The sequence below is a fragment of the Bifidobacterium sp. UTBIF-68 genome (assembly GCF_006408855.1).
GTDB classification, from domain to species: domain Bacteria; phylum Actinomycetota; class Actinomycetes; order Actinomycetales; family Bifidobacteriaceae; genus Bifidobacterium; species Bifidobacterium reuteri.
The window spans coordinates 1-22,198 of the sequence record NZ_JFAN01000031.1 but is presented as its reverse complement, the minus strand read 5'-3'; the positions used below and the strand labels follow the sequence as shown (position 1 = coordinate 22,198).

The following is a 22,198-nucleotide window of genomic DNA, read 5'->3' as shown; positions in this document are numbered from 1 at the left end:
GCGGTTGCTTTCAGGTACCATAAGGTACTATTGCGAAACCCCGGCCATGTGCCGGGGTTTCGTCGTCTCCGGGCGATAACGCAAATGGTATTGAGAAACGGTTTCAAATGGAACCGGAAAGGATGCATTGTTCCACATGTCCCATGATCATTCCTCGACTAGCGTGACACAGTCCGCAGCCCAGGCGCATCAGCGACGATTGATGGCCACTCTTACGGTGACGGGAACTGTGTTCGTCGTCGAAGTGGTATCCGCCGTCCTGACCGGTTCGCTGGCCTTGCTGGTGGATGCGGGCCATATGCTCACTGACATGTCGGTGCTCATCGCCTCCACGGTCACCGCGGTATTGATGCGTAGGAAGCCGAACAATTTGCGCACGTGGGGATGGGCCCGTCTCGAGGTGCTGACGGCTGCCGCAGGGGCATTGGTGCTGATGATCGTCGGCGTCTATGCGTTGGTGGAGGCCGGCATGAGATTGTTCGGACAATCGACGACACGTGTCGAGGACGTCAACCTGCTGCTGTTCGTGGGCGTACTCGGTCTGACCGCGAATGTCGTTTCCATATTCATCCTGGCTTCCCAACGTGAAGACAACATGAATATGAAAGCCGCTTTCCTGGAGGTCATGAACGATGCGCTTGGCTCGGTGGCCGTGGTCGTGTCCGCACTGGTCATGATGTCGACGGGGTGGAATGGGTTTGATGCCGTCGCAGGTGGCGTTATCGCGCTGCTCATGATTCCGCGTGCCATCAAGTTGCTGCACAATGCGGTGAGGGTACTGCTTGAGGAGACCCCGAAGGGTCTTGATCTGGATGCCGTGCGTGAGCATATGGAGCATGTTCCACACGTCATTGCGGTTCATGATCTGCATGCCAGTACGGTTTCGACGGGAATGCCGATATTGATGGCGCATGTCGTGGTGGACAAGAATCTCAATATGGAACAGGCCGCGCAGGTGCTCGCCCAACTTCAGGACTGTCTGCGCGAGCATTTCCCTGTTTCGGTGCCGCATACCACGTTCCAACTGGAGCCGGAAGGCTACTCCACCCAGTCCGCTGAAGAGCTGCATCGATGACCTGCGAATTTTGGCCATTAGTGCCGAAGGTCGGAGCGTCGGCCTTGTGAAGGGGACATGTCGCTTGCGTGTGCCCTTCACAAGGTCACACGGAACCTCGTTGTGCGCAGATGCGCGGCTAGGCTATAGCTTGCGCAACACGGTGACCACCTTGCCCATGATGGTAGCGTGCGTGCCATCGATAGGGGAGTAGGCCGGGTTATGCGGCATCAGCCAGACATGTCCGTGATCCTTACGGAACGTCTTCACCGTAGCCTCATCATCCAGCAACGCAGCCACGATGTCCCCGTTGACTGCGGAATTCTGTTCGCGGACCACTACGAAATCGCCGTCGCAAATGGCTGCGTCCACCATGGAATCGCCGTGCACTTCGAGCATGAACAGCTTTCCCGATCCGGTCAGACGCTCCGGCAGCCGCATGACATCGTCGATATGCTGCTCAGCGGTGATAGGCGTTCCGGCGGCGATGCGACCCACCAGTGGTACATCGCGAGATTCGCTGATTGCCTCGTCGGGGAATCGATAGATTTCAGCCGTCGTGGTCTGCTCCACCTCGCCCGTCTCCGTATCCTGCGTGGCATCCTGTGGAGCAGGGGTCACGGGAGTGATGACCTCGATGGCCCGTCCTTTATTGGCGTTGACACGAATGAACCCTTTTTCCTCAAGCACATGCAGCTGATGCTTGACCGAGGAGGGACTTTTGAGCCCGGCTGCCGCACCGATTTCACGGAATGATGGCGCGAACCCCTGTTCTTCGATATGGGAGGTGATGGCTTCAAGCACCTTGCGCTGTCGCTCGGACAGCGAATCGCTGCTGCGCTCGTGGCTGGAGGCGAAGGGGATCGTGCTCACGGAGGGCTCCTTTCATACTTGTTTCAGCATACCGTGACATATGCGAAAAATCAAACATCTGTTCGAGTGTCAACTTGACATCTTCGAACGCATGTGCAATGCTAAGAACAGATGTTCGATAGAACATCTGTTCGAGAAAGGTTGTCGTGATGACTGGTTCAGCTGCATTGGCCGGTGCTCGTGATCGCGTTGCTGGTACTCGCGAAGTGCGTGGTGTTGCACATCGTCGTGCTGTGATTGCGCGCATGGATGGTAGGGGACAGGGAGCCGTGTTCCGTAATCGGTCGCATGCCGGGCAGCGGCATTGGCTGCTGTCGTTGATGCTTGCCGTAGCGTTGGCGTGGTGCGGCATGGGTATATGGTCGGTGCAGTCCGCGCAGTCGGACACCGGTACAACGGATGTCATCGGTTACACGGTAAGACCCGGTGACACACTGTGGTCGTATGCGTCTTCGATTACGCCCGAAGGTCAGGATGTGCAGCAGACGGTTGATGATCTGATTGCGCTGAATGATTTGGATTCCGGTTCATTGCGGGCGGGCCAGCATATCCTCGTCCCCCAGATGGCATGACGCGAATATGTGCGCATCATCGACATGAGCGAGTATCGATATGAGTGTGTATCGATACTGCATGCATCGGCATGATTCGCTTTCGTACGGTGTGCATCCGCATGATACAACCCACCTGCATTCGGTTTTTCGGTATGAACACGTTATTCTAGGTGGCATGCATTGTCCTTTTTGCCAGAATCCCGACACTAAAGTCATTGACACTCGCATCAGCGAGGATGGTCATTCCATTCGCAGACGCCGTGTATGCCCGAAATGCAATCGACGTTTCACCACGGTGGAGACCAGCATGCTATTCGTGACCAAGCGGTCCGGTGGAGCAGAGCCGTTCAGCCGTGACAAGGTCATCAATGGTGTACGAAAAGCGTGTCAGGGACGTCCGGTTCGTGAAGAGGATCTTAAGGCGCTGGGGCAGAAAGTGGAGGAGGACCTTCGTTCGCGCGGCCTTGCGGAAGTCACGTCGGATGAGGTAGGCAAGGCTATTCTCAAGCCTTTGCGTGACTTGGATGAAGTGGCATACCTGCGTTTTGCGAGTGTATATCAGGATTTCTCGGGTCTCGAGGATTTCCAGCATGCCATTGACGAGCTCCGCAGTAAGGAGCGCTGAAGCAGCCCTGTCGCGCAACTCATCAATGGCATGCCTATGGTCCTTCCCCAAGTCTGCTTTGCTGACAGCCAGTCCTGCAATCAGGAACGCGCTCCATGCGCAGCCTGCTCTCTTACCTGTCGGCTTGCATGTTGCCTACAAACAACTCCGCTGTTTGCTTCACGGCAACATCCTGTCTGTAGGGTTCTGGCCCCTCTGGCGAGGGGGCTGTCAGCGAAGCTGACTGGGGGAGAGAACAAGCTTAATCCCTCAGTTATTTACGAGACAGACCACTAGAAGCTCCGTGCCGCTGTCTGTATTCAGTGGGTGACGCGCATGCGGATGGTGCCCTCGATGTCGCCCAGGGCCTTTAATGTCGCTTCGCTCGGTTTGGATGCCACGTCCGTGACAACGTAGCCGAGTTCTCCCTCGGTGGCCAACGACTGGAACGAAATATTGATGTTCTTTTCGCCGAGGACATGATTGACTCGAGCGAGAACACCCGGCAGATTGTCGTGCAGGTGTGCGATTCGGCAAACGCCCTTGCAGCCGCTCAGATTGATCTGAGGCAGGTTCACCGACAATGATGTCGATCCGTTGAACCAGTAATCCTCAAGTCGTTGGGAGACAAAATGACCAATGGATTCCTGGGCTTCCAACGTGGAGCCACCGATATGCGGCGTGAGAATCATATTGGCCTCGTTGGCCAGCGGCGTATTGAACGCGTCGCCGCTTTTCTTCGGCTCCACCGGATACACATCCACCGCCGCGCCAGCAAGATGCCCTGAATCGAGATGCTGCTTGAGCGCGTCCAGATCGGCTACGAATCCTCTTGACAGATTAATGAAGATTGCATCCTGCTTCATATGATTGAACTGGTCTTCGCCGAAGAAGCCAGTGTTGGATTTGCGACCATCGACATGTAGCGTCACCGCGTCGGACTGCTCCAGCAGTTCATTCAGCGTTGCGCAGCGGTGGGCGTTGCCCAGCGCCAGCTTCTCTTCGATGTCATAGAACACCACTCGCATGCCCAAAGCCTCGGCAAGCACGGACAGCTGCGACCCGATGTTGCCATACCCGATGATGCCCAAGGTTTTGCCGCGCACCTCATGGGAGCCAGCTGCGGATTTATCCCAGACGCCATGCTTGATGTGATGCGTATGCGCGGGGATACGACGCATCAGGCAGATGATGTCGCAAATCACCAATTCCACCACGGAACGGGTGTTGGAGTATGGTGCATTGAATACGGCAATGCCATGCTTGCCTGCGTATTCCAGATCGACCTGATTCGTTCCGATGCAGAAGCAACCCACGGCGCTGAGGGTGGGGCGAGCCTCTAGTACGCGTGCGGTGACGCTGGTTTTGGAACGGACGCCGACCACATCCACGCCATCCAATACGTCAATGAGCTCGTCCTCGCTCAGAGCGCCCTTCATCGTTTCGACTTCAAAGCCGTGATCGCGCAATGATTGCGCTGCATCCGGATGGATGTTCTCCAATAAAAGTGCTTTCGGCATATGTATCACCTTAGATGTTCAGGGACTGCTCGTCCGCTTTTGTCCGAACTATAACCAGTTTCTGCGTCGGTCTGGTCATCGCCACATACAGGTCGGATGCGGCGACCAGACGGCTGGGTGCCTCATCCATGATCAGGCCCGGCTCCACCACGATGACCGCGTCGAATTCCAGGCCCTTGACTGTTTCGGTACCGCATACGCTGATCTGTTCATCCCATTCCGGTTGATCGATCAGTCGCTGGTATTCGGCAGCATCCAATTGCTGAGAGAGCCGTTTGCGCACTGCGTCGCGCATCGGCTGGATGAGCTCGTCCGGACAGATGACCGCGATGCGTCCGGTTCCGTCGGAGGAGACATAGTGGTCGGCGAGTTGCGCGGTCTGGGCGGCTGCGGCCTCGAGCATCGAGGCGGTGTCGGGAGCGGTCCGTCGGGATACCGCTCCGGTCAGATTGCGTACTGCATGCACCGTCGAGATATACAGACCTTCATGCTTCGCGAATTGTGAGGCAAGTTCGGAGACGGCCTGTGGATTGCGGTAATTGATGGTCAGCTCGTTCAGGTCCCAATGCTCCGCGCCGAACAGGCGATTCATCGTCTTGTCCCAGCGCCTCGTGCCTCCCAAGGCGGAGGTCTGCGCCACATCGCCCACTATGGTGAACGAACGCGACGGGCACCTGCGCATCAGCATGCGCCAATCCATGCCGGTCAGTTCCTGGGCCTCGTCGACGACGATATGCCCGTATGTCCATTCGCGATCCGCGGCGGCACGCTGGGATGTCAGTTCTGCATCGCCACCGTTCATCTGGTCGAGCAGCATTTGGCTGGAGATGATGCCTTGGCCGAGACCGGTGGCGGCCAAGGTGTCTTTGGCGTACTGTTCCTCGGCGGCCCGGCGCGCATCGGAGGCCGACTTCTTGGCCATGACCTTGGGGTCGGGGCCAAGAAGCTCCATGGCCTCGTCCAGCAGGGGGATGTCCGACTTGGTGAGTGGTGATCCCTTCGGACGCGCCAGCGCGCGGATATCGTCATCGGACAGCCAGCCAGCCAACGTGGAGAGCCGTTCGGGATGGGCGAAGAGCTGGTCGATGAGCCATGTTCCGGTCATCGGCAGCCAGCACAGGTTCAACGTCTTTCGCACGGTGTCGTTCATGCGCAGCAGCTGCATGGCGCGGTTGAGCTCCGCCTGATCAGGTGTGTAATCAAGCTGCTCGGCGTACCGGTTCTGCATGCTGGAGAGCATGGAGCGAATAAAAGTCTCCCGAGCCTTGTTGTGTGCCTGACGGGTACGTTTGGCGTCGGCCTGCGCCTGTTGGATGTCCACTGCGAGCATGGGCACCTGAATGCCGCTGATGGTGACCGTGGGCAGGTTGTCGGGGACGCGGATGCGTGCGGCGATGGCGTTGGCCACCACCTGTGCCATGCGTCGGTCTCCCTTGAGCTTGGCCGCATACGGCGTATCCGTCGCCGTCGCGGTGATGCCCGGAATGAGGTCGCCGATCGTCCGGGAGACCACGCCGGTCTCGCCGAGCGAGGGCAGCACCTGATCGATGTAGTGCAGGAACGCCGAGCTCGGGCCGACCACCAATACGCCTGAGCGCTCCAACGTGCGGCGATGCGTGTACAGCAGGTAGGCGGCACGATGCAAGGCCACTGCGGTCTTGCCGGTGCCGGGGCCGCCCTGCACCACCACGGCGCGGTTCATGTCGGAGCGGATGATGCGGTCCTGCTCGGCCTGGATGGTGGCTACGATATCGGTCATTTTGCCGGTGCGCCTGGAGCTCAGCGAAGCCAGCAGAGCGCCTTCGCCGGTCAGCGTTCCCGCGGAGGAGGCCTGCCCCACCTGATCCGAATGGACGTCGAGCACTTCGTCTTCGACACCCACCACATTGCGGAAGCTCAATGTGATGTGCCGACGCATGACGATGTCGCCATGGTTGGACGGGGTCGCCTCGTAGAAGGGGCGTGCCGCTTCGGCCCTCCAATCGGTCAGGATCGGTTCATGGTCGCTGCTGGACAGGCCGATGCGGCCGATGTAACGCCGTGTGCCGTCCTTGGCGTCAAGCCTGCCGAACACGAGGCGGTCCTCCACGCTGCGCAGCTGGGTGAGACGGTCCTCGTACATGGTGGCGAAGGAATCCCTCTCGGTGCGCTGGGTGGGCGATCCGTGGGATCCTGCGGCGCGTACGGTGTCCAGACGTTGCCACATTTCGGCACGGAGGTCATCAAGACGGCCGTACGCGCGGTCGACGGCCTGTTGTTCCTCGTGCAATTGTGAGGCGTAACTCGACATGCTCTCTTCGTTTCCGTTTCTTCCGGGTCAACACTTTAAGGCACTCAAATTTACCGCACGCCCCCTACCGGGACGCCTGCTGACAGGTGAAGCAGGGTGAACATCGAGTGAATTCGACTGCGGATGCCGTACTGCGTGCTGCAGCAGGCTGAAGCGGGCTTTGCAGGCGAGCGGTGCGCGGAATCGGTGTCCGGCGGCGTCGGCGCTCTTTTCGGCGTGGCCCATGATTCGTCTCCCGACACGCGTGGGCGGGGGAAATGTCCCTCAAAGCATGCGTAGATTGTGTATTGGTGGGGGAAAATGGGGATAAGTGGGGTAAAGTGGTGAACCAGTGGGCCGAAGTGTATCGAGTGTGCGCGAAAAAGGAGGTGGAATCATGGCTGACGAGCAAATGGCGAATGCCGAATCGACCCAGAGCCATGGTTCCACCGGCGTCTCCGACATGCTCAATGGACTGCCGCCGTTGCTGCTTGGCACCTATACGCCGAAGATCGATGCCAAGGGACGCGTGGCGCTTCCCGCCAAGTTTCGTTCGCAACTCGGAGCAGGGCTGGTCATGGCCCGTGGCCAGGAGCGTTGCGTGTATCTGTTGCCTTTTGATGAATTCAGGCGCATCGCAGCGCAGATCCAACGCACCTCGGTGGGGAACAAGGCGGCCCGTGAATACCTTCGTGTGTTTCTTTCCGGTGCCGTTGATCAGGAGCCGGACAGGCAGGGGCGCGTGGTCGTTCCCCAGATGCTGCGTGATTACGCGCATCTGGGTTCGGACATCGTGGTCATCGGCGTGGGCACACGCGCCGAGATATGGAATAAGGACGCTTGGGAGGCGTACCTCGCGCAGAAGGAAGAGGATTACTCCGAAATTGCCGATGACGTATTGCCGGAGGTGGAATTCTGATGACTGATCTGATGACTGACCTGACCGCCATTCACCAGCCGGTGCTGCTGGAGGACTGTGTGAAGCTGATGGCTCCCGCCCTCGCCTATGACGGGGCGGTGGCCGTGGATTGTACATTGGGTATCGCCGGACACTCCATTGCGTTCCTGAAAGCGGCTCCGCAGGCAAGGCTCATCGGCATAGACCGTGACAGCGAGGCGCTGGCGCTGGCCACCGAGCGCATGAAACAGGAGGGACTGTCCGATCGGTTCATGCCTGTCCATGCCGCGTTCGATGAGTTTGACAGTGTGCTGACGAATCAGGGCATAGACCGAGTGGATGCCGTCTTCATGGATCTGGGACTGTCCAGTTTGCAGATCGATGAGACGGATAGGGGGTTCTCCTACTCCCATGACGCTCCGCTTGACATGCGCATGGACACGACCCAGAAGCTGACGGCACAGACTGTTCTCGCCACATATGACGCCCCCGCCCTGATACGTATCTTCAAGGAATACGGGGAGGAGCGTTTCGCCCGTCAGATTGCCCGTGCCATTGTCGCCGACCGATCCAAGGAACCCCTGACCACCACCGGTCAGCTCAACGCGCTGGTGGAGCGGGTGGTGCCCAAGGCGCATCGCCCTGCAGGCAATCCGGCGAAACGCGTATTCCAGGCGCTGCGCATCGAGGTCAACGGCGAATTGACGAAGCTGGCGTCCACCCTGCCCCAAATCGCGAACCGGCTGAATGTCGGTGGCCGCCTGGTGGTTGAGTCCTACCACTCATTGGAGGACAAAACCGTCAAATCGTTCATGAACAACGGGCTGAGGATCGATGCCCCGGCCGATCTGCCTATCGTGCCGCCCGACGCCCAACCGTTCTTCAGGGAGCTGACCCGCGGCGCCGTCAAGGCCGATGAGCAGGAAATCGCCTCCAATCCACGATCGGCCTCGGTTCGGTTGCGTGCGGTCGAATTGAGCAGACCGATCCCCGATCGCTGGCGCACTCGGTTCCAGCAGATGGCCGATCAGCCGATTCCGGTCGATGCGGAGCGAGGGGCGACGAACCGAGCCGGCACAAGACATCACGGCAACAGCACAGCACATCACACGTCGAGGAGAAACTGACCATGGCGGCAACGGTACGAAGCATTCGATCCGGTTCTTCGGCATCGCAGCGTCCTCAAGCCAAGCCCCAGGCAGCGCCGCGCCCGCAGTTGAAACTGATATCCAATACGCGCGACGACCATGAGCGCTCCGTGTTCGGTCGGGTTCTTGAATGGACCCGTACCAGGACCGCCCCCATGATGCATGTGGCCGTAGCGGTCGTGTTCCTGGCCGCCACGTTGATAGGGGCGCTGATGTTGCGCACCCAGATGGTGCAGAACTCATTTGAGGCTGCGGAAGTCAAGCGGCACATCAGTGTGCTGACGCAGGACATCGATGACGATCAGGCCAAACTCGATCAGCTTGTGGCGGAGCTTCCCGACAAGGCCAGTGAAATGGGCATGGTCAGCAAAGGCGGGGCGGCGACCATCGACCTGCAGGGGTATCAGCAGCCGAAGGACGCGGAAGGCGGAACACAGTGAGTACATGGCAGAGGCTGCGTCGGTATTCGAAGACCTTCGCCTTCAAATGCATCGCCATCGGCGTCATTCTGACGCTGGTGGCGTCCCTATGCGTGATGCAGCTTGCGTCGATTCAACTGATTGACGGACGCCAGATGGCGCAGGCCGCCACGGCCTCACGTACCTCACGTGTGACCTTGAGCGCCAAACGGGGACGGATTCTGGATGCGAACGGCACGGTGCTGGCGCAGAGCGTGGAACGATACACCATCGTCGCCAATCCCGAAGCCGCCCAGGAATTCACGCCGATCACGTGCAACAAGAACAATAGTGACTACTGCCATCAGATTGACGGAAAGCCTGTCGGCGTGACCGGTGCCGCTGCCGTCGGACGCCTGCTGTCCAAGGCACTGGGCATCAGCGCCATGGAACTAGGCGCCGATCTGTCGATCAGCGGTCAATACGTAGTGCTGAAGAAGGATGTGACGCCACAGGTCAAGCGCAGCATCGACGATCTGAATCTCGGTGGCATCGTCTGGGGCGAGCTTAGCAGCGAACGCATCTACTCGGACGGAGACCTCATGGGCTCGCTGCTCGGCGGCGTCAACGACGCGGGCGATGGCGTGGCTGGCATCGAACAGATGGAGAACACGGTGCTCACCGGCACGGATGGCCATCAGACCTACCAGCGCGGCAACTACGGTGGCGAGGAGATTCCGGGGACCATGACCGAATCCGTGCCCGCCCAAGACGGTTCGGATGTCAACCTGACCATTGACAGGGACGTCCAGTGGTACGTCAAGAAGATCATGAAGGACGCGAAGGCCAAGTATGGGTCCCCGTGGGTCATCGGCGTGGTGCAGGATATCCAGACGGGTGAGATCCTGGCGCTCGCCGACAGCGATGAGGTCGATGCCGGCACGGATGAGGCGAAACTGGGTGCTTCCAGGGCGGTATCCGAAACGTTCGAACCCGGATCGATCGGCAAGCTGATTTCCGCGTCAGGATATCTGCAGACCGGAGTGCACAGGATGACCGACCAGTTCACCGTGCCCAATTCGGTGACCGATGACGGTCAGACGTTCAAGGACGCCTTCACCCACGGCGACATGCATTGGACGCTTGCGGGCATCATCCAACAGTCCTCGAACAACGGCATGGTGCTTGCCGGCAAGAACTACACGGATGACCAGCGCTACGAATTCCTCACCAAATTCGGCATCGGACAATCAACCGGTCTCGACCTTCCTGGCGAATCCAACGGCGTGCTCACCAATCCGTCATCATGGGATCTGCGTACCCGCAATACGGTGCTGTTCGGACAGGGGTACACGGTCAATGTGCTGCAGCTCAACAACGTGGTGGCCACCATCGCCAACAAGGGCGTGCGTCTGCAGCAGTCAATCATCAAGTCCACCACGAATGCGGACGGCAAGACCACGGAAGCCACGAAAGGCACCGGCACCCGCGTACTCGATGAGCAGGTGGCCTCCGATGTGATGAACGCCATGGAATCCGTGGCCGAGAACTACAACAAGTTCGTCAAGGTCGATGGCTACCGCATGGCGGCCAAGTCCGGTACCGCCGAGGTGGCCGGCGACAATGGCTCGCTGAGTTCGATCATCTCCGATTACTCGGTGGTGATTCCCGCCGACAACCCGAGGTTCGCCATCACTGTGGTGATGAAGGATCCGCAGGGCTCATTCGGCGGCTTGACCGCAGGCCCTGTGGCCGCCCAGATTTGTGAGTTCCTTATGCAGAAATACGAGGTGCCTGTTTCGTCGCCTCGCAAAGATGCTATCCCGGTCACTTGGTGATGCTGAGATGACAATAGTCATGAGCACCATAGTCATGGAAGAAAGGCGTTAGCCCATGAGTGCAGTGAGCGAATCCGTCTCCGAGCGCATGACGCTGGGTATGTTGTCGGAACAATACGGTTTTGAGATCGTTCCCGAATTTGCCACCAATGTCACGATTACCGCAATCTGTGATTCTCTTGACAGCGTGAGCCCGGGGTCGTTGTTCGTCTGCGGATCTCGGGTGTCCGAGCTGGGGCACGCGGCGCAAGCCGGAGCATATGCGGCGCTGCTGCCCCGATCGTTCCGGCACCAGTGTCCGGACGCGGACATCCCGCTTCTGTTCGGGGAACTCGACGACCATGTGCTTGGGTCCATGGCGGTGACGCTCGCCGGGTCGCCGACCAATGCCTTGGCCATGTTCGCCGTATCCGGAACGGACGATGACGAGGTGGACGCCAACGTGACCCAGCTCGCCGATTTCCTCCACATGCTGGGCAATCCCGTGGCGAAGATCAGCGCCGCCGGTTCCACATCGATGACCCGTGCGCTGAATCTCACCTATCCGCTGGGAGTGTTGGACATGCAGCGGACGCTGGCAGTATGCGCCGAAGACGGCGTTGCCGCCGTAATCATTGCGATGAATCCGGCGACATTGACCAATCACGCGTTGGAATCGGTGAACGTCGATGTGCTGGGCATCGAGCATGTCGCCCCCGGCGAAGACGTGTCCGCATTGAAGACCCGGTACGCGTTCATCTCCGACCGCGACCTCGTCGTGACCACCACCAGCCGGGAATCGGATGAACTCGCCTTGGAATCGCCGGTCGGGTATGACCCTGTCCGGGCGGGACACATGTCATTGGCGATCTCCATGGTGCTGGCGGCGGGCGTGCGGAAGAACAATGTGCGCAGTGCGTTGCGCGTGGCGAATAACCTGAGCTGAGCTTGTGCGATGACCTGAGTCGTCGCATGGATGATAAAGGAGTGAGGAATACATGGTCCCAATGAGCGTCGAGGAGATTGCGCGGGCGGTCGATGGCCGTCTGGTCCCCGGAAGCGAACCTGCCGCGCAGGTCCTGAGCGCAGTCAGCGACTCGCGTCAGGTGAAGCCTGGTTCACTGTTTGTGGCGATTCCCGGTGAACGTGTCGACGGGCATGATTTTGTGCCGCGCGTCGGTCAACAAGGTGCCGTCGCGGCCTTGGTGAACCATGAGGTGCCATCCACAGCCATTGCGCAGATCGTGGTGGATGACACGGTGTCGGCGCTCGGCAGGCTCGCCAAGGCCAACATAGAGCGTCGTCGCGAACTGCCCGGGGATTTCGACATCATCGGATTGACGGGTTCCGTGGGAAAGACCACGACCAAGGACCTGCTGGCATCGCTGATGTCCACCTTGGGGCCGACCGTGGCGCCCATCGGATCGTTCAACAATGAGATCGGCCTGCCGCTGACGGCGTTGAAGATAGATGCCTCCACCCGCTTCTTCGTAGCGGAAATGGGAGCCAATCATATTGGGGAGATCGCACGGCTGACGCGTATCGCTCCACCGGACACGGCGATAGTGCTCAAGGTGGGAGTGGCCCATCTGGGCGAGTTCGGCTCCCGTGAGCGCATCGCTCAGGCCAAGAGCGAAATCGTCACTGGACTGCTGCCGAACGGTCTCGCCGTGCTCAACGGCGACGACGATCACGTGACGCCCATGGCCTCGCTCGCCCCGGGCAAGGTGCTATGGTTCGGCAAGGAAGGCGGACATGGACCCGAAGTGCTCGCCACGGACATCACCGCCGATACCGACGACCATGCGCAATTCACGCTGCATACCCCTGAAGGCGACCACGTGCAGGTGCATCTGGGCATCCCGGGGCTGCACAATGTGATGAACGCCCTGGCTGCGGCCACCGTGGCCCTGCACTATGGCATGACCGCGCAGCGGGTCGCTCAGGTGCTGGCCGCGCAGCGTACCATCAGCCCGCACCGCATGGCATTGTCCACCGTATCGCGCGGCGACGCTCGGTTCACGCTGATCGATGATTCGTTCAACGCCAATCCCGATTCGATGAAGGCCGGTCTTGAAGGGCTCAAGGCGTTCACCGCCAAGGACGGGAGCAAGCCTTATCGCGTGGCGCTGCTAGGCGCCATGCTCGAGCTTGGCCCCGACGAAAGCAGATTGCACGCCGAAGTCGGGCGTTTCGCGGCCGGACTGGGGCTCGACGCGATCATCACCGTAGGATCCACGGCTGATCCCCACCTGCACGACATGGCGGAGGCGCTGGCCAGCGGAGCCCGGGACGTTGACGGGGTGTCTGTAGACTGTGTGGAGAGCATCGACCGTGCTGAGGAGCTGGTGCTTGACCTGGCGGCAAACCACCCGGATACCGTGGTGTTGCTCAAGGGGTCCCATGCCTCAGGACTGAGCGCGCTTGCGGAACGCTGGTCGAACGACTGAGCGTCGAAACACCGATTAGAGGAGAAAGAACCACCCGTGATTGCTCTGATTATTGGAATGCTGGTGTCGCTCATCGTCACCATGGTGGGTACGCCCATGCTGATTCGCCTGGTGCACAGACTGCATTACGGCCAGTACATCCGTCAGGATGGTCCGAAATCGCATCTGGTCAAACGTGGCACCCCGACCTTGGGTGGTGTGGTCATCAATATCGCCATTCTGCTCGGATGGGGGTCGTCTGCACTGTACCGCTATCTGCACGCAGGCGATGTGCCGTCATGGTCCGCGGTGCTGGTGCTGTTCGCCATGCTGTCCATGGGATTGCTGGGGTTCATCGACGATTTCGCCAAGGTGAGCAAGAAGCAGAACGAGGGGCTGACCGTAGGGGGCAAGTTCTTCGGACAGTTCGTCTTCGCCACCATCTATGCGGTACTGGCGCTGATTATTCCCACCAAGACCGGCATGCCGAGCGCTCAGGCGGGCATGAGCTTCATCGAGAAGCCGTTCTTCAGCTTCGAATTCGCCGGCAGGGCGGTGGCCATCATCCTGTTTGTGATCTGGGTGAACTTCCTCATGACGGCATGGACCAACGCCGTGAATCTCACCGATGGCCTTGACGGTCTTGCCGCAGGCTCCTCGATGATCTCCTTCACCGGTTTCGGAGTCATCGCCTTCTGGGAAAGCTACCACATCAAGGGCGGCGGGCATCAGGGGTATTCCTACGCGGTCTCGGATCCACTGGATCTGACCATCATCGCCATCTGCGCGGCCGTGGCCTGCTTCGGATTCCTGTGGTACAACTCGAATCCGGCGTCGATCTTCATGGGGGACACCGGATCCCTCGCATTGGGCGGATTGTTTGCGGCGCTGTCCATCGCCACCCATACCGAATTCCTGGCGGTGATTCTCGGCGGCCTGTATGTCATGGAAGCCATGAGCGATGTGATCCAGGTCGGCTATTTCAAGATGACGCACAAGCGTGTGTTCAAGATGGCGCCCATCCATCATCATTTCGAACTCAGCGGGTGGACGGAGACCAAGGTCGTCGTCCGGTTCTGGATGATCGAGCTGCTCTTTGTGCTTCTGGCGCTTACCGTGTTCTATGGAGACTGGGTCGCGCGATCCGGTCTGCTGTTCAGCTGAACGGTTTCGAATGCTGTGGCTCCGGCCCTGCATGTGCGCATGGGCCGGATTGCCGTAAAGGGAGGAATAATGCAAGTAGCGGATAAGACGGTGGTCGTCGCTGGTCTCGGTGTGTCCGGAACCTCGCTGGCCGAGGTGCTGAAGGAACGCGGCGCACACGTGATCGGTGTGGATGAGCGCAAGAAGGAGGCGGATCTCCACTCTTTCGACCTCATCGACTGGGATCACGTGGACTATGTGATGTCGTCGCCGGTGTTCAATCCGCGTACCCCGTTCATCCTCGAAGCGCAGCGTCGTGGCATTCCGGTCATGAGCGAGGTGGAATTCGCCTGGCGGCTGCGCGCCGACAACGAACGCACCGGCAACCCGGCGCCATGGATCGGCATCACCGGTACCAACGGCAAGACCTCCACCACGGAAATGACCTCCGAGATGCTGTCCGCATGCGGCATGGACGCCCCCACGGCGGGCAACATCGCCTCAGGGGACATGTCCATGAGCCTTTCGCGCTGCGCCACCAACCCGCGGCATGATGTGCTGTGTGTGGAACTGAGTTCGTTCCAGCTCCATTTCACTGATTCGTTGGAATTGGATTGCGCCGCAATCACCAACATCGCCGATGATCATCTGGATTGGCATGGTGGCCGTGAGCAGTATGCGGCCGACAAATCCAAGGTGTTCCACAACGCCAAACGCGTCATTGTCTACAATGCGCAGGATGCCACAGTCACTGCGTTGGCTCAGGCCGCGCACACCGCCGAGGGATGCCGCAAGGTGGGATTCACCCTCGACGTGCCGCAGGCAGGCCAGATTGGCATCGAAGACGGTTGCATCGTCGACAGGAGCGGCGTTGCCGGGGGAGACCCCGGTGAGGGCGTGACGCTGGCCCCGCTCGCCGAATTCACGCATCTGACCGAACCGGATGGCACGCTGTATCCGCATCTGGTGGCTGACGCGCTGACGGCCCTCGCCCTGGTGCTCGGACTGGGCGCCGACCGCGATACCTCGTTGCGGGCGCTGCGTGCATTCAAGCCAGGTGGCCATCGCATCGAAACCGTGGCCGAAGCGACGGTAAACGGCGGCACCATCCGTTTCGTGGACGATTCCAAGGCCACCAACGGACACGCCGCCAATGCATCCCTGTCGAGCTTCCCCGCGAAATCCGTGGTGTGGATAGCGGGCGGCCTCGCCAAGGGCAGCCGATTCGAACAGCTGATCAAAGACCAGGCCCATACCATCAAGGCAGCGGTCATCATCGGCAAGGACCAGACGCCCATGCGCGAGGCCTTTGCCAGCCAAGCGCCTGACATCCCCGTGACGTTCATCGATCCGGAAGACAACGAAACCGTAATGGATCGTGCGGTCGAAGCCTGCGGCGAATACGCCAGCGCCGGGAACGTGGTGCTGATGGCTCCCGCATGCGCGTCCATGGACCAGTTCAGATCCTATGCCGATCGAGGCAACCGGTTCGCCGCAGCCGCCAAGACATGGAGCGAGGTGCATGGCCTCCACTGATTCCCCCACGCGGCGCACGCGCGCGACGGCGCGGAAACCGGCCCTGGTGGTCACCGACTATACGGGCTGGCGAAGCCTGCTGAATCCGCTCTGGTGCTATCACGGTTTCCGTATGGCAGTCGTGGGACTCACCTGTTTCGGCGTGATCATGGTGTTCTCCAGCTCCACGGCGTCCATCGCCTCGCAGGGGAAATCACCCTTCAGCGGTCTGCTCTCCCAAGGCGGCTTCAGCCTGATCGGTCTGATTCTCGGATTCATGACCATGATGATGCCCATACGTTTCTGGAAGCGGATATGCACGGGGACCATGCTGTTCGCCATCGGTATACAGTTCCTGACCTTCACGCCATTGGGCCTGGACGTATACGGCAACCGAGGCTGGCTCAATCTGCAGGTGACCACCATACAGCCTGCCGAATTCATGAAATTTGCCGTATGCATATGGCTTCCCGCCGCGTTGTACGCCTGCAGGAAACGATATGTGAAGGAAGGCATCAAAGCGTATTTCGGGCCGCTGATCATGTACGGCCTTGGATTGGCCGCCGTCATCGGCGGCAGGGACCTGGGAACCGGGATGATTCTGCTGTTCATCGGATTCGTGGCGTTCCTGGTGGCAGGGTTCCCCGGCAAATGGATGGGTGTGGGCATAGTGGCCGCCGTGGCGATGGTCGTTGCGCTTGCCGTATCAAGTCCGAACCGCATGCAGCGCATCCTCGCCACCTATGGCGACTGCTCGGCGGCGGACGCCCAAACCGTATGCTATCAATCGATGCACGCGAAATACGCGATAGCCTCAGGTGGATTCCTCGGTGTGGGCATCGGCAACTCGCGCGAGAAATGGAACTATCTTCCGGCGGCCCATAATGATTTCATCTTCGCCATCATCGGCGAGGAAACCGGTTTCGTGGGATGCGTCGTGGTGATCGCGTTCTTCGTGATCCTCGGCTGGTGCATGATCGCCGTCGCCTTGCAGGTCACCGATCGATATGTCGCCATGGTGCTGATGTGCGTCACTATCTGGCTGGTAGGGCAGGCGATGGTCAACATCGGCGTCGTCGTCGGCGTATTCCCGGTACTGGGCGTACCGATGCCATTCGTTTCCGCCGGCGGTTCATCCATGGTCATGTGTCTCGCCGCAGCAGGCCTGGTCGTCGGCCTCATGCGTTCACAACCCCAGATCAGACAATCACGTCAGAATGCGTAGAGTACACTCGGTAATCATGACTCAAGGAACACCTCATATTGTTCTCGCCGGCGGCGGAACCGCCGGACACGTCAACCCGTTGCTGGCCGTCGCCAACGCGATCCGCGCCATCGAGCCGGAAGCCAGTATCAGCGTCATAGGCACTGCAGTGGGACTCGAAAAGGATTTGGTGCCGAACTCCGGATACGAGCTCGACACTATCGAAAAAGTGCCGTTTCCCCGACGGCCGAACCTGTATATGCTGCAGTTCCCCGCAAAGTGGAAGCGTGAGACCGGCAAAGTCCGCGATATCCTCACACGCCGCAAGGCGGATGTCGTAGCGGGGTTCGGCGGGTACACGTCCGCTCCCGTATACGCCACCGCGCACAGGATGGGCATCCCGATCGCCATGCATGAGCAGAACGCCCGTGCCGGCATGGCCAACAAATTGGGCGCGCGATGGGCGGATTACATCGGCACGGCGTATGAGCACACCGGTCTGAAGCCTGGCGCCCATACGCGCATCGAGCGCGTCGGTCTGCCGCTTCGTCCGGCCGTCGCCACATTGGCATCGCGGCTTGAGCAAGACAGGACAGAGGTGCGCCGCGAATCCGCGGCTCAGCTTGGCGTCGATCCCGACCGCCCGTTGGTGCTGGTCACCGGCGGATCGCTTGGAGCGCAAAGCCTGAATCGCGCCATAGCCTCATCGGCGGCTGATCTGCTGGCCCACGCGCAGATCATCCATCTGACCGGCCGTGGCAAGATCCAGGAGGTCCGCGATCTGGTGTCTCGCTCCGTTAAAGCCGACGTGCTCACCGGTCTGGGGCCTCAATCGGCCGGCAAGGGCGATTACCATGCCGCTGAGTACCTGGAACGCATCGACCTGGCCTTCGCATGCGCCGATCTGGTGATATGCCGGGCCGGAGCGGGGTCCGTTTCCGAACTCGCCGCATTGGGGTTGCCTGCCATCTACGTGCCGCTGCCCATCGGCAATGGTGAGCAACGCTTCAACGCGGAGCCCGTGGTCGAAGCCGGGGGAGGGCTGTTGGTGGCCGACAAGGATATGACGCCCGCATGGGTGCATGATCATGTCCCCGCTCTGCTCGCCGATCGGCAGATGCTCGCCGAATTCGGAAGCAATGCATGGAAGTACGGCATCCGTGACGCGGCGGATATCATGGCACGTCATGTGCTGGAGCTCGCCCGGCGGGCGTGATGTCCGGCTTCGCTGCGTCTCGTATGGTCCTCGTGCGGTCTGCGGTGGCTACTCGGCACCAAGCCGGTTGGCTGAACGCAAACTCTGCCCGCATGGCATAACCCGGCAAGGGCAAAAGAAGACCTACTATGTGGTCAGAATCATCATGAAGGAGCGTCAATTGTCTCAGGAACAACCCATTGTGCTCGACCCCACCCATGCCGCATTCGATACGCATGCGACCCCGGCCGATCTCGGGCCCACGCATTTCATCGGCATCGGAGGCGCCGGCATGAGCGTATTGGCTGAAATGCTGAAATCGCAGGGAGTCGGTGTAGACGGTTCCGACCGCGAACACAGCGCCAAGACCGATCGTCTCGAAGCCTTGGGCATCACGGTGGAATTCGGCCAACGCGCCGAGAATGTGGGTGATGCCACCACCGTGGTGTATTCCAGCGCCATCAAGCCCGACAACCCTGAAATCATCGCCGCGCATGAGGCAGGCAGGCACATCGTGCATCGCAGCGATATCCTGGCTCTGCTCATGAACGGGAAACAGGCCGTCACCGTTGCCGGAGCCCATGGCAAAACCACCACCAGCTCCATGCTGGCGCACATCCTGGTGCACGTGGGTGCCGATCCCAGCTATGCGATCGGCGGTTCCATCCAAGGCCCGGACGGGACCACTCTGGATGGAGGGCATGCCGGCAACGGCTCGATACTGGTGGCTGAGGCCGACGAATCCGATGGCAGCTTCGCCAAATACCATCCCACCATCGCCATCATCACCAACGCCGAGGCCGACCATCTGGACCATTACGGGGACGAAGCGCACTACCGTGCCGCATTCGTCGACCATGCCGGTCATGCCACCGGACATGTGGTGATCTGTGCTGACGACAAGGATGCGTTGGCGGTCTTCGAAGCGTTGCCGCGCGATGTCAAGGCGCGCACCATTGTGTACGGAACCACGCCAGAAGACCGGCTTCCCGAGCTGGATGGCGCTTCGCTGGTGGCGATCTCCTCGGAAAGCGAGACCGCCGGAAGCGGCATTGAGCGGCTCACGTTGGAACTGCCTGCCACGGTGACCGGGACGAACGCGGTCTGCCAGAGCGTCACGCTCAAGGTGCCGGGCATCCACAATGCCCGCAATGCCGCAGCGGCCATCACCGCCGCCGTGCTTCTGGGCGTCAAGCCCGCCGACGCGGCGCGCGCAGCCGGCAGCTTCCTTGGGGCTGCTCGTCGTTTCCAGATCAGAGGCACCGTCAAGCAGGTCACGGTTGTGGACGATTACGCCCATCATCCCACCGAAATCGCTGCGCTGCTGGATGCCGCACACCGGCGTTACCCGGATTCCACCATCCGCGTACTGTTCCAGCCGCATCTGTTCTCCCGAACCAAGTTCTTCGCCCGAGAATTCGCGCAGGCGCTGGCCAAGGCCGACGACGTCATCGTCACTGGCATTTTTCCTGCCCGCGAGAAGCAGGCCGATTTTCCGGATGTCGGGCCGGATACCATCGTGGAAGCGGCTCAGGGGCTGAAAGACGATTCCGCAGGTGATTGGATTCAATCGGTCGAAGACATGTGCCTGGCAGCCAAGATGATGGCCATGCGCGCCCATCATGGCGACGTGGTATTCACCGTAGGCGCGGGGGACATCACCAATATGGACCAGGTGCTGCTGACCGCACTTGAAGCGCACCGGGAGAGCTGCGAATGACCGGACGCACGGTCAGCTCTTCCGGAGCCGGTGTCTCCCGCGCAGCCAGCGCCTCAAGTGAATCCCGTGGATCCCGTGAGTCACAGGAAGCGCGGCGCAAGGCTCGTCGTGTGGTGGAATCCGGCGCGCACTCCGATGCGCAGCCCCGTGTCCGCACCGGTGTGAGCGGAGAGAGGCAGGGGAAGAGCAGTCATCCCCGCAAACGTCGTTCGGTGACCTCCAGGACGGAGCCGGTGCAGCAAAGCCCTGCTGACGTGACGGTGGCCAAAGGCAAGGCCGGCGCGTTCGTCGATGCCAGAGCCCTGCGCAGTGAGGACTATGTCGCCGAAACCCTGCATCAGACCTCCGGTCCCATTGGGGTGGCGACACGTCCAAAGGTGGTGGATTTCACGGCACGCGCCAAGGAGCGCAGAAAAGCCAATGTCCGTGTCATCGCCATACGATCTACAGTGGGCGTGCTGGCTGCCGCTCTTCTTGGCGCGCTGATCTGGTTGCTGCTGTTCTCCCCGGTGTTTCGATTGGAGTCGAATGCCATCAGCGTATCCGGCGCCAACGAGTGGGTGAGCGCCTCGACCATCCATGGCATAGCGGACAAGCAAGCCGGCAAATCCCTGTTCCTGGTGTCTTCCGATGAGGTCTCCAAGCAGCTGAAAGCCATTCCCGGCGTCAGCGAGGCGAAGGTCTCCAAGCATTTCCCGAAATCGCTGAGTGTGGACATCAAGGCGCAAAAGCCTGCCGCCATGCTCAAAAACGGTGATACGTTGACCGCCGTGGATGCCCAGGCGCGAGTGCTCAACTCGGTGCAGGACGCAAACGTCAGCGGCATTCCGGTCATTGAGGTCAAGAACGTGCAGAAAAGCCTCAACAACCGCTCCGTTCAGGGTGCGTTGACCATTCTGGCGGCATTGCCGGAATCGATGCGCAAACAGATCACCAAGGTCACGGTCGAAACCCAGGACTCGGTGACCACCACGCTCAATGACGGCGAGCATGTGGTCGTATGGGGGGATTCCTCACAGCTGAAACTCAAAATGGCTGAGGTGGACAAGATCCTCAATGATCCCAATGTCATCGGTGATTATCGGCAGGTGGACGTATCCGCTCCCAGCCGTCCGATACTCAAATGATGCGATGCGTTTCGCGTTGCCGTCGGTTCGACGGGCAGGGCGTGTCGCAATGGATTTGCGTTTAGTTGGATGAAAGGTTATCATGAAATGTCCGGCTAAAGCCGGCAAGTTTGATAATTCAATATGGGGGCGATCGGTTTCGACGGTGACCTGTTCGCTGCAGGGAAGCGCGCCGAGAACGTCGGGTCCACTCGTGGATGACCCCGACAAAAGAATAAGTGCTAAATCTAACCGCACTGAGTTCGCTCTCGCTGCCTGAGCTTCGCGCCAGGATTAACCAGTGAGCAGCCGCTCCGTTCACTCCTCCTCGTCTTCGGGGGGAAGCTGAGCGTCGTTAAGAAGACTTGCTGATGCAGCTGAGCCTCAGGACTGCATCGGGACTTTAACTGCGGATATGCTCGCCATCAGTCGTCTGCGACATCGATGGGGGCAGAAAAACCGCCGCACGGCCAGCAGACTACGCACGTAGAAGACTGCGGGCTCGGTCATCGGACCGGGGTTCAATTCCCCGCGCCTCCACCAATCCGCTTCGGCGGAAACAAGCCGCTTTCCCTTACGGCAGTAGGGGAGAGCGGCTTTTCTGTTTTCACTGTCTTTCACCCGAAATCATTGGTTTTCCGAAAAAATGTGCCCAAAATGTGCCCAAAAATGTGTGCGCACGCAGGCTGGAGAGAGGCCTGCCGGATACGCGAAGACCGCCCCGTCCTCCACAAAGGAGAGCGGGGCGGCG

At 60.1% G+C, this 22,198-nt stretch carries 18 protein-coding genes and 1 other RNA gene; 16 read left to right on the top strand and 3 right to left on the bottom strand.

Annotation, left to right across the window (positions count from 1 at the left end; translation table 11 throughout):
- The first annotated feature begins 136 nt into the window (after window positions 1-136).
- Window positions 137-1,075, top strand: coding sequence for a cation diffusion facilitator family transporter (locus tag BW14_RS09275; RefSeq protein WP_044088765.1), 939 nt, complete (start codon window positions 137-139; stop codon window positions 1,073-1,075).
- A gap of 123 nt (window positions 1,076-1,198) precedes the next feature.
- Here BW14_RS09275 and lexA read toward each other — a convergent pair whose 3' ends face one another.
- Window positions 1,199-1,927, bottom strand: coding sequence for a transcriptional repressor LexA (gene lexA, locus BW14_RS09270; protein ID WP_044088766.1), 729 nt, complete (start codon window positions 1,925-1,927; stop codon window positions 1,199-1,201).
- Between the two features lie 149 nt (window positions 1,928-2,076).
- On the opposite strand from lexA, the gene BW14_RS09260 reads away from it, so the two are divergent.
- Both BW14_RS09260 and nrdR read left to right on the top strand, forming a co-directional pair.
- The gene (locus tag BW14_RS09260; RefSeq protein WP_044088767.1) at window positions 2,077-2,499 is read left to right on the top strand and encodes a LysM peptidoglycan-binding domain-containing protein; all 423 of its coding nucleotides are present in this window, start codon (window positions 2,077-2,079) and stop codon (window positions 2,497-2,499) included.
- Between the two features lie 157 nt (window positions 2,500-2,656).
- The gene (gene nrdR / locus BW14_RS09255) at window positions 2,657-3,106 is read left to right on the top strand and encodes a transcriptional regulator NrdR (RefSeq protein ID WP_081886566.1); all 450 of its coding nucleotides are present in this window, start codon (window positions 2,657-2,659) and stop codon (window positions 3,104-3,106) included.
- 299 nt (window positions 3,107-3,405) lie between these two features.
- Here the strand turns inward: nrdR and serA are convergent, their stop codons facing one another.
- A complete protein-coding gene (serA, locus tag BW14_RS09250; RefSeq protein ID WP_044088771.1) occupies window positions 3,406-4,605 on the bottom strand; it encodes a phosphoglycerate dehydrogenase in 1,200 nt (399 codons plus the stop codon).
- A 10-nt stretch (window positions 4,606-4,615) separates the two neighbouring features.
- Window positions 4,616-6,895, bottom strand: coding sequence for an AAA family ATPase (locus tag BW14_RS09245; RefSeq protein WP_044088772.1), 2,280 nt, complete (start codon window positions 6,893-6,895; stop codon window positions 4,616-4,618).
- Between the two features lie 391 nt (window positions 6,896-7,286).
- Here BW14_RS09245 and mraZ point away from each other — a divergent pair, with 391 nt between their 5' ends.
- From mraZ to ssrA, 13 genes are all read left to right on the top strand, one after another.
- On the top strand, window positions 7,287-7,793 hold the full coding sequence (gene mraZ / locus BW14_RS09240) for a division/cell wall cluster transcriptional repressor MraZ (protein ID WP_044088906.1): 507 nt from the start codon (window positions 7,287-7,289) through the stop codon (window positions 7,791-7,793).
- Window positions 7,794-7,804: 11 nt separating this feature from the next.
- Window positions 7,805-8,899 (top strand): 16S rRNA (cytosine(1402)-N(4))-methyltransferase RsmH, encoded by a 1,095-nt coding sequence (gene rsmH, locus BW14_RS09235; protein WP_044088907.1) that lies wholly within the window; start codon window positions 7,805-7,807, stop codon window positions 8,897-8,899.
- 2 nt (window positions 8,900-8,901) lie between these two features.
- On the top strand, window positions 8,902-9,360 hold the full coding sequence (locus tag BW14_RS12340; protein ID WP_044088774.1) for a hypothetical protein: 459 nt from the start codon (window positions 8,902-8,904) through the stop codon (window positions 9,358-9,360).
- 95 nt (window positions 9,361-9,455) lie between these two features.
- Window positions 9,456-11,156, top strand: coding sequence for a penicillin-binding protein 2 (locus tag BW14_RS09225; RefSeq protein ID WP_169740244.1), 1,701 nt, complete (start codon window positions 9,456-9,458; stop codon window positions 11,154-11,156).
- Window positions 11,157-11,211: 55 nt separating this feature from the next.
- A complete protein-coding gene (locus tag BW14_RS09220) occupies window positions 11,212-12,081 on the top strand; it encodes a hypothetical protein (RefSeq protein WP_044088776.1) in 870 nt (289 codons plus the stop codon).
- Between the two features lie 52 nt (window positions 12,082-12,133).
- Window positions 12,134-13,585 carry a UDP-N-acetylmuramoyl-tripeptide--D-alanyl-D-alanine ligase gene (gene murF / locus BW14_RS09215; protein WP_044088777.1) on the top strand — a complete coding sequence of 484 codons (1,452 nt, stop codon included), beginning with the start codon at window positions 12,134-12,136 and terminating at the stop codon, window positions 13,583-13,585.
- 36 nt (window positions 13,586-13,621) lie between these two features.
- Window positions 13,622-14,728, top strand: a complete 1,107-nt coding sequence (gene mraY / locus BW14_RS09210) for a phospho-N-acetylmuramoyl-pentapeptide-transferase (RefSeq protein WP_044088778.1) — start codon at window positions 13,622-13,624, stop codon at window positions 14,726-14,728.
- A gap of 69 nt (window positions 14,729-14,797) precedes the next feature.
- Entirely contained in the window at window positions 14,798-16,243 is a 1,446-nt protein-coding gene (gene murD, locus BW14_RS09205) for a UDP-N-acetylmuramoyl-L-alanine--D-glutamate ligase (protein ID WP_044088779.1), read from the top strand.
- Window positions 16,230-17,447 (top strand): putative lipid II flippase FtsW, encoded by a 1,218-nt coding sequence (gene ftsW, locus BW14_RS09200; protein WP_140462428.1) that lies wholly within the window; start codon window positions 16,230-16,232, stop codon window positions 17,445-17,447. The genes murD and ftsW overlap by 14 nt, the downstream gene beginning before the upstream one ends.
- Window positions 17,448-17,463: 16 nt before the next feature.
- A complete protein-coding gene (locus tag BW14_RS09195; protein ID WP_140490372.1) occupies window positions 17,464-18,642 on the top strand; it encodes a glycosyltransferase in 1,179 nt (392 codons plus the stop codon).
- A 160-nt stretch (window positions 18,643-18,802) separates the two neighbouring features.
- A complete protein-coding gene (murC, locus tag BW14_RS09190) occupies window positions 18,803-20,341 on the top strand; it encodes a UDP-N-acetylmuramate--L-alanine ligase (protein WP_140490388.1) in 1,539 nt (512 codons plus the stop codon).
- A complete protein-coding gene (locus BW14_RS09185; RefSeq protein WP_140490370.1) occupies window positions 20,338-21,468 on the top strand; it encodes a cell division protein FtsQ/DivIB in 1,131 nt (376 codons plus the stop codon). The genes murC and BW14_RS09185 overlap by 4 nt, the downstream gene beginning before the upstream one ends.
- Window positions 21,469-21,593: 125 nt before the next feature.
- Window positions 21,594-21,990, top strand: a transfer-messenger RNA (tmRNA) gene (ssrA, locus tag BW14_RS09180).
- The last annotated feature ends 208 nt before the right edge of the window (window positions 21,991-22,198 follow it).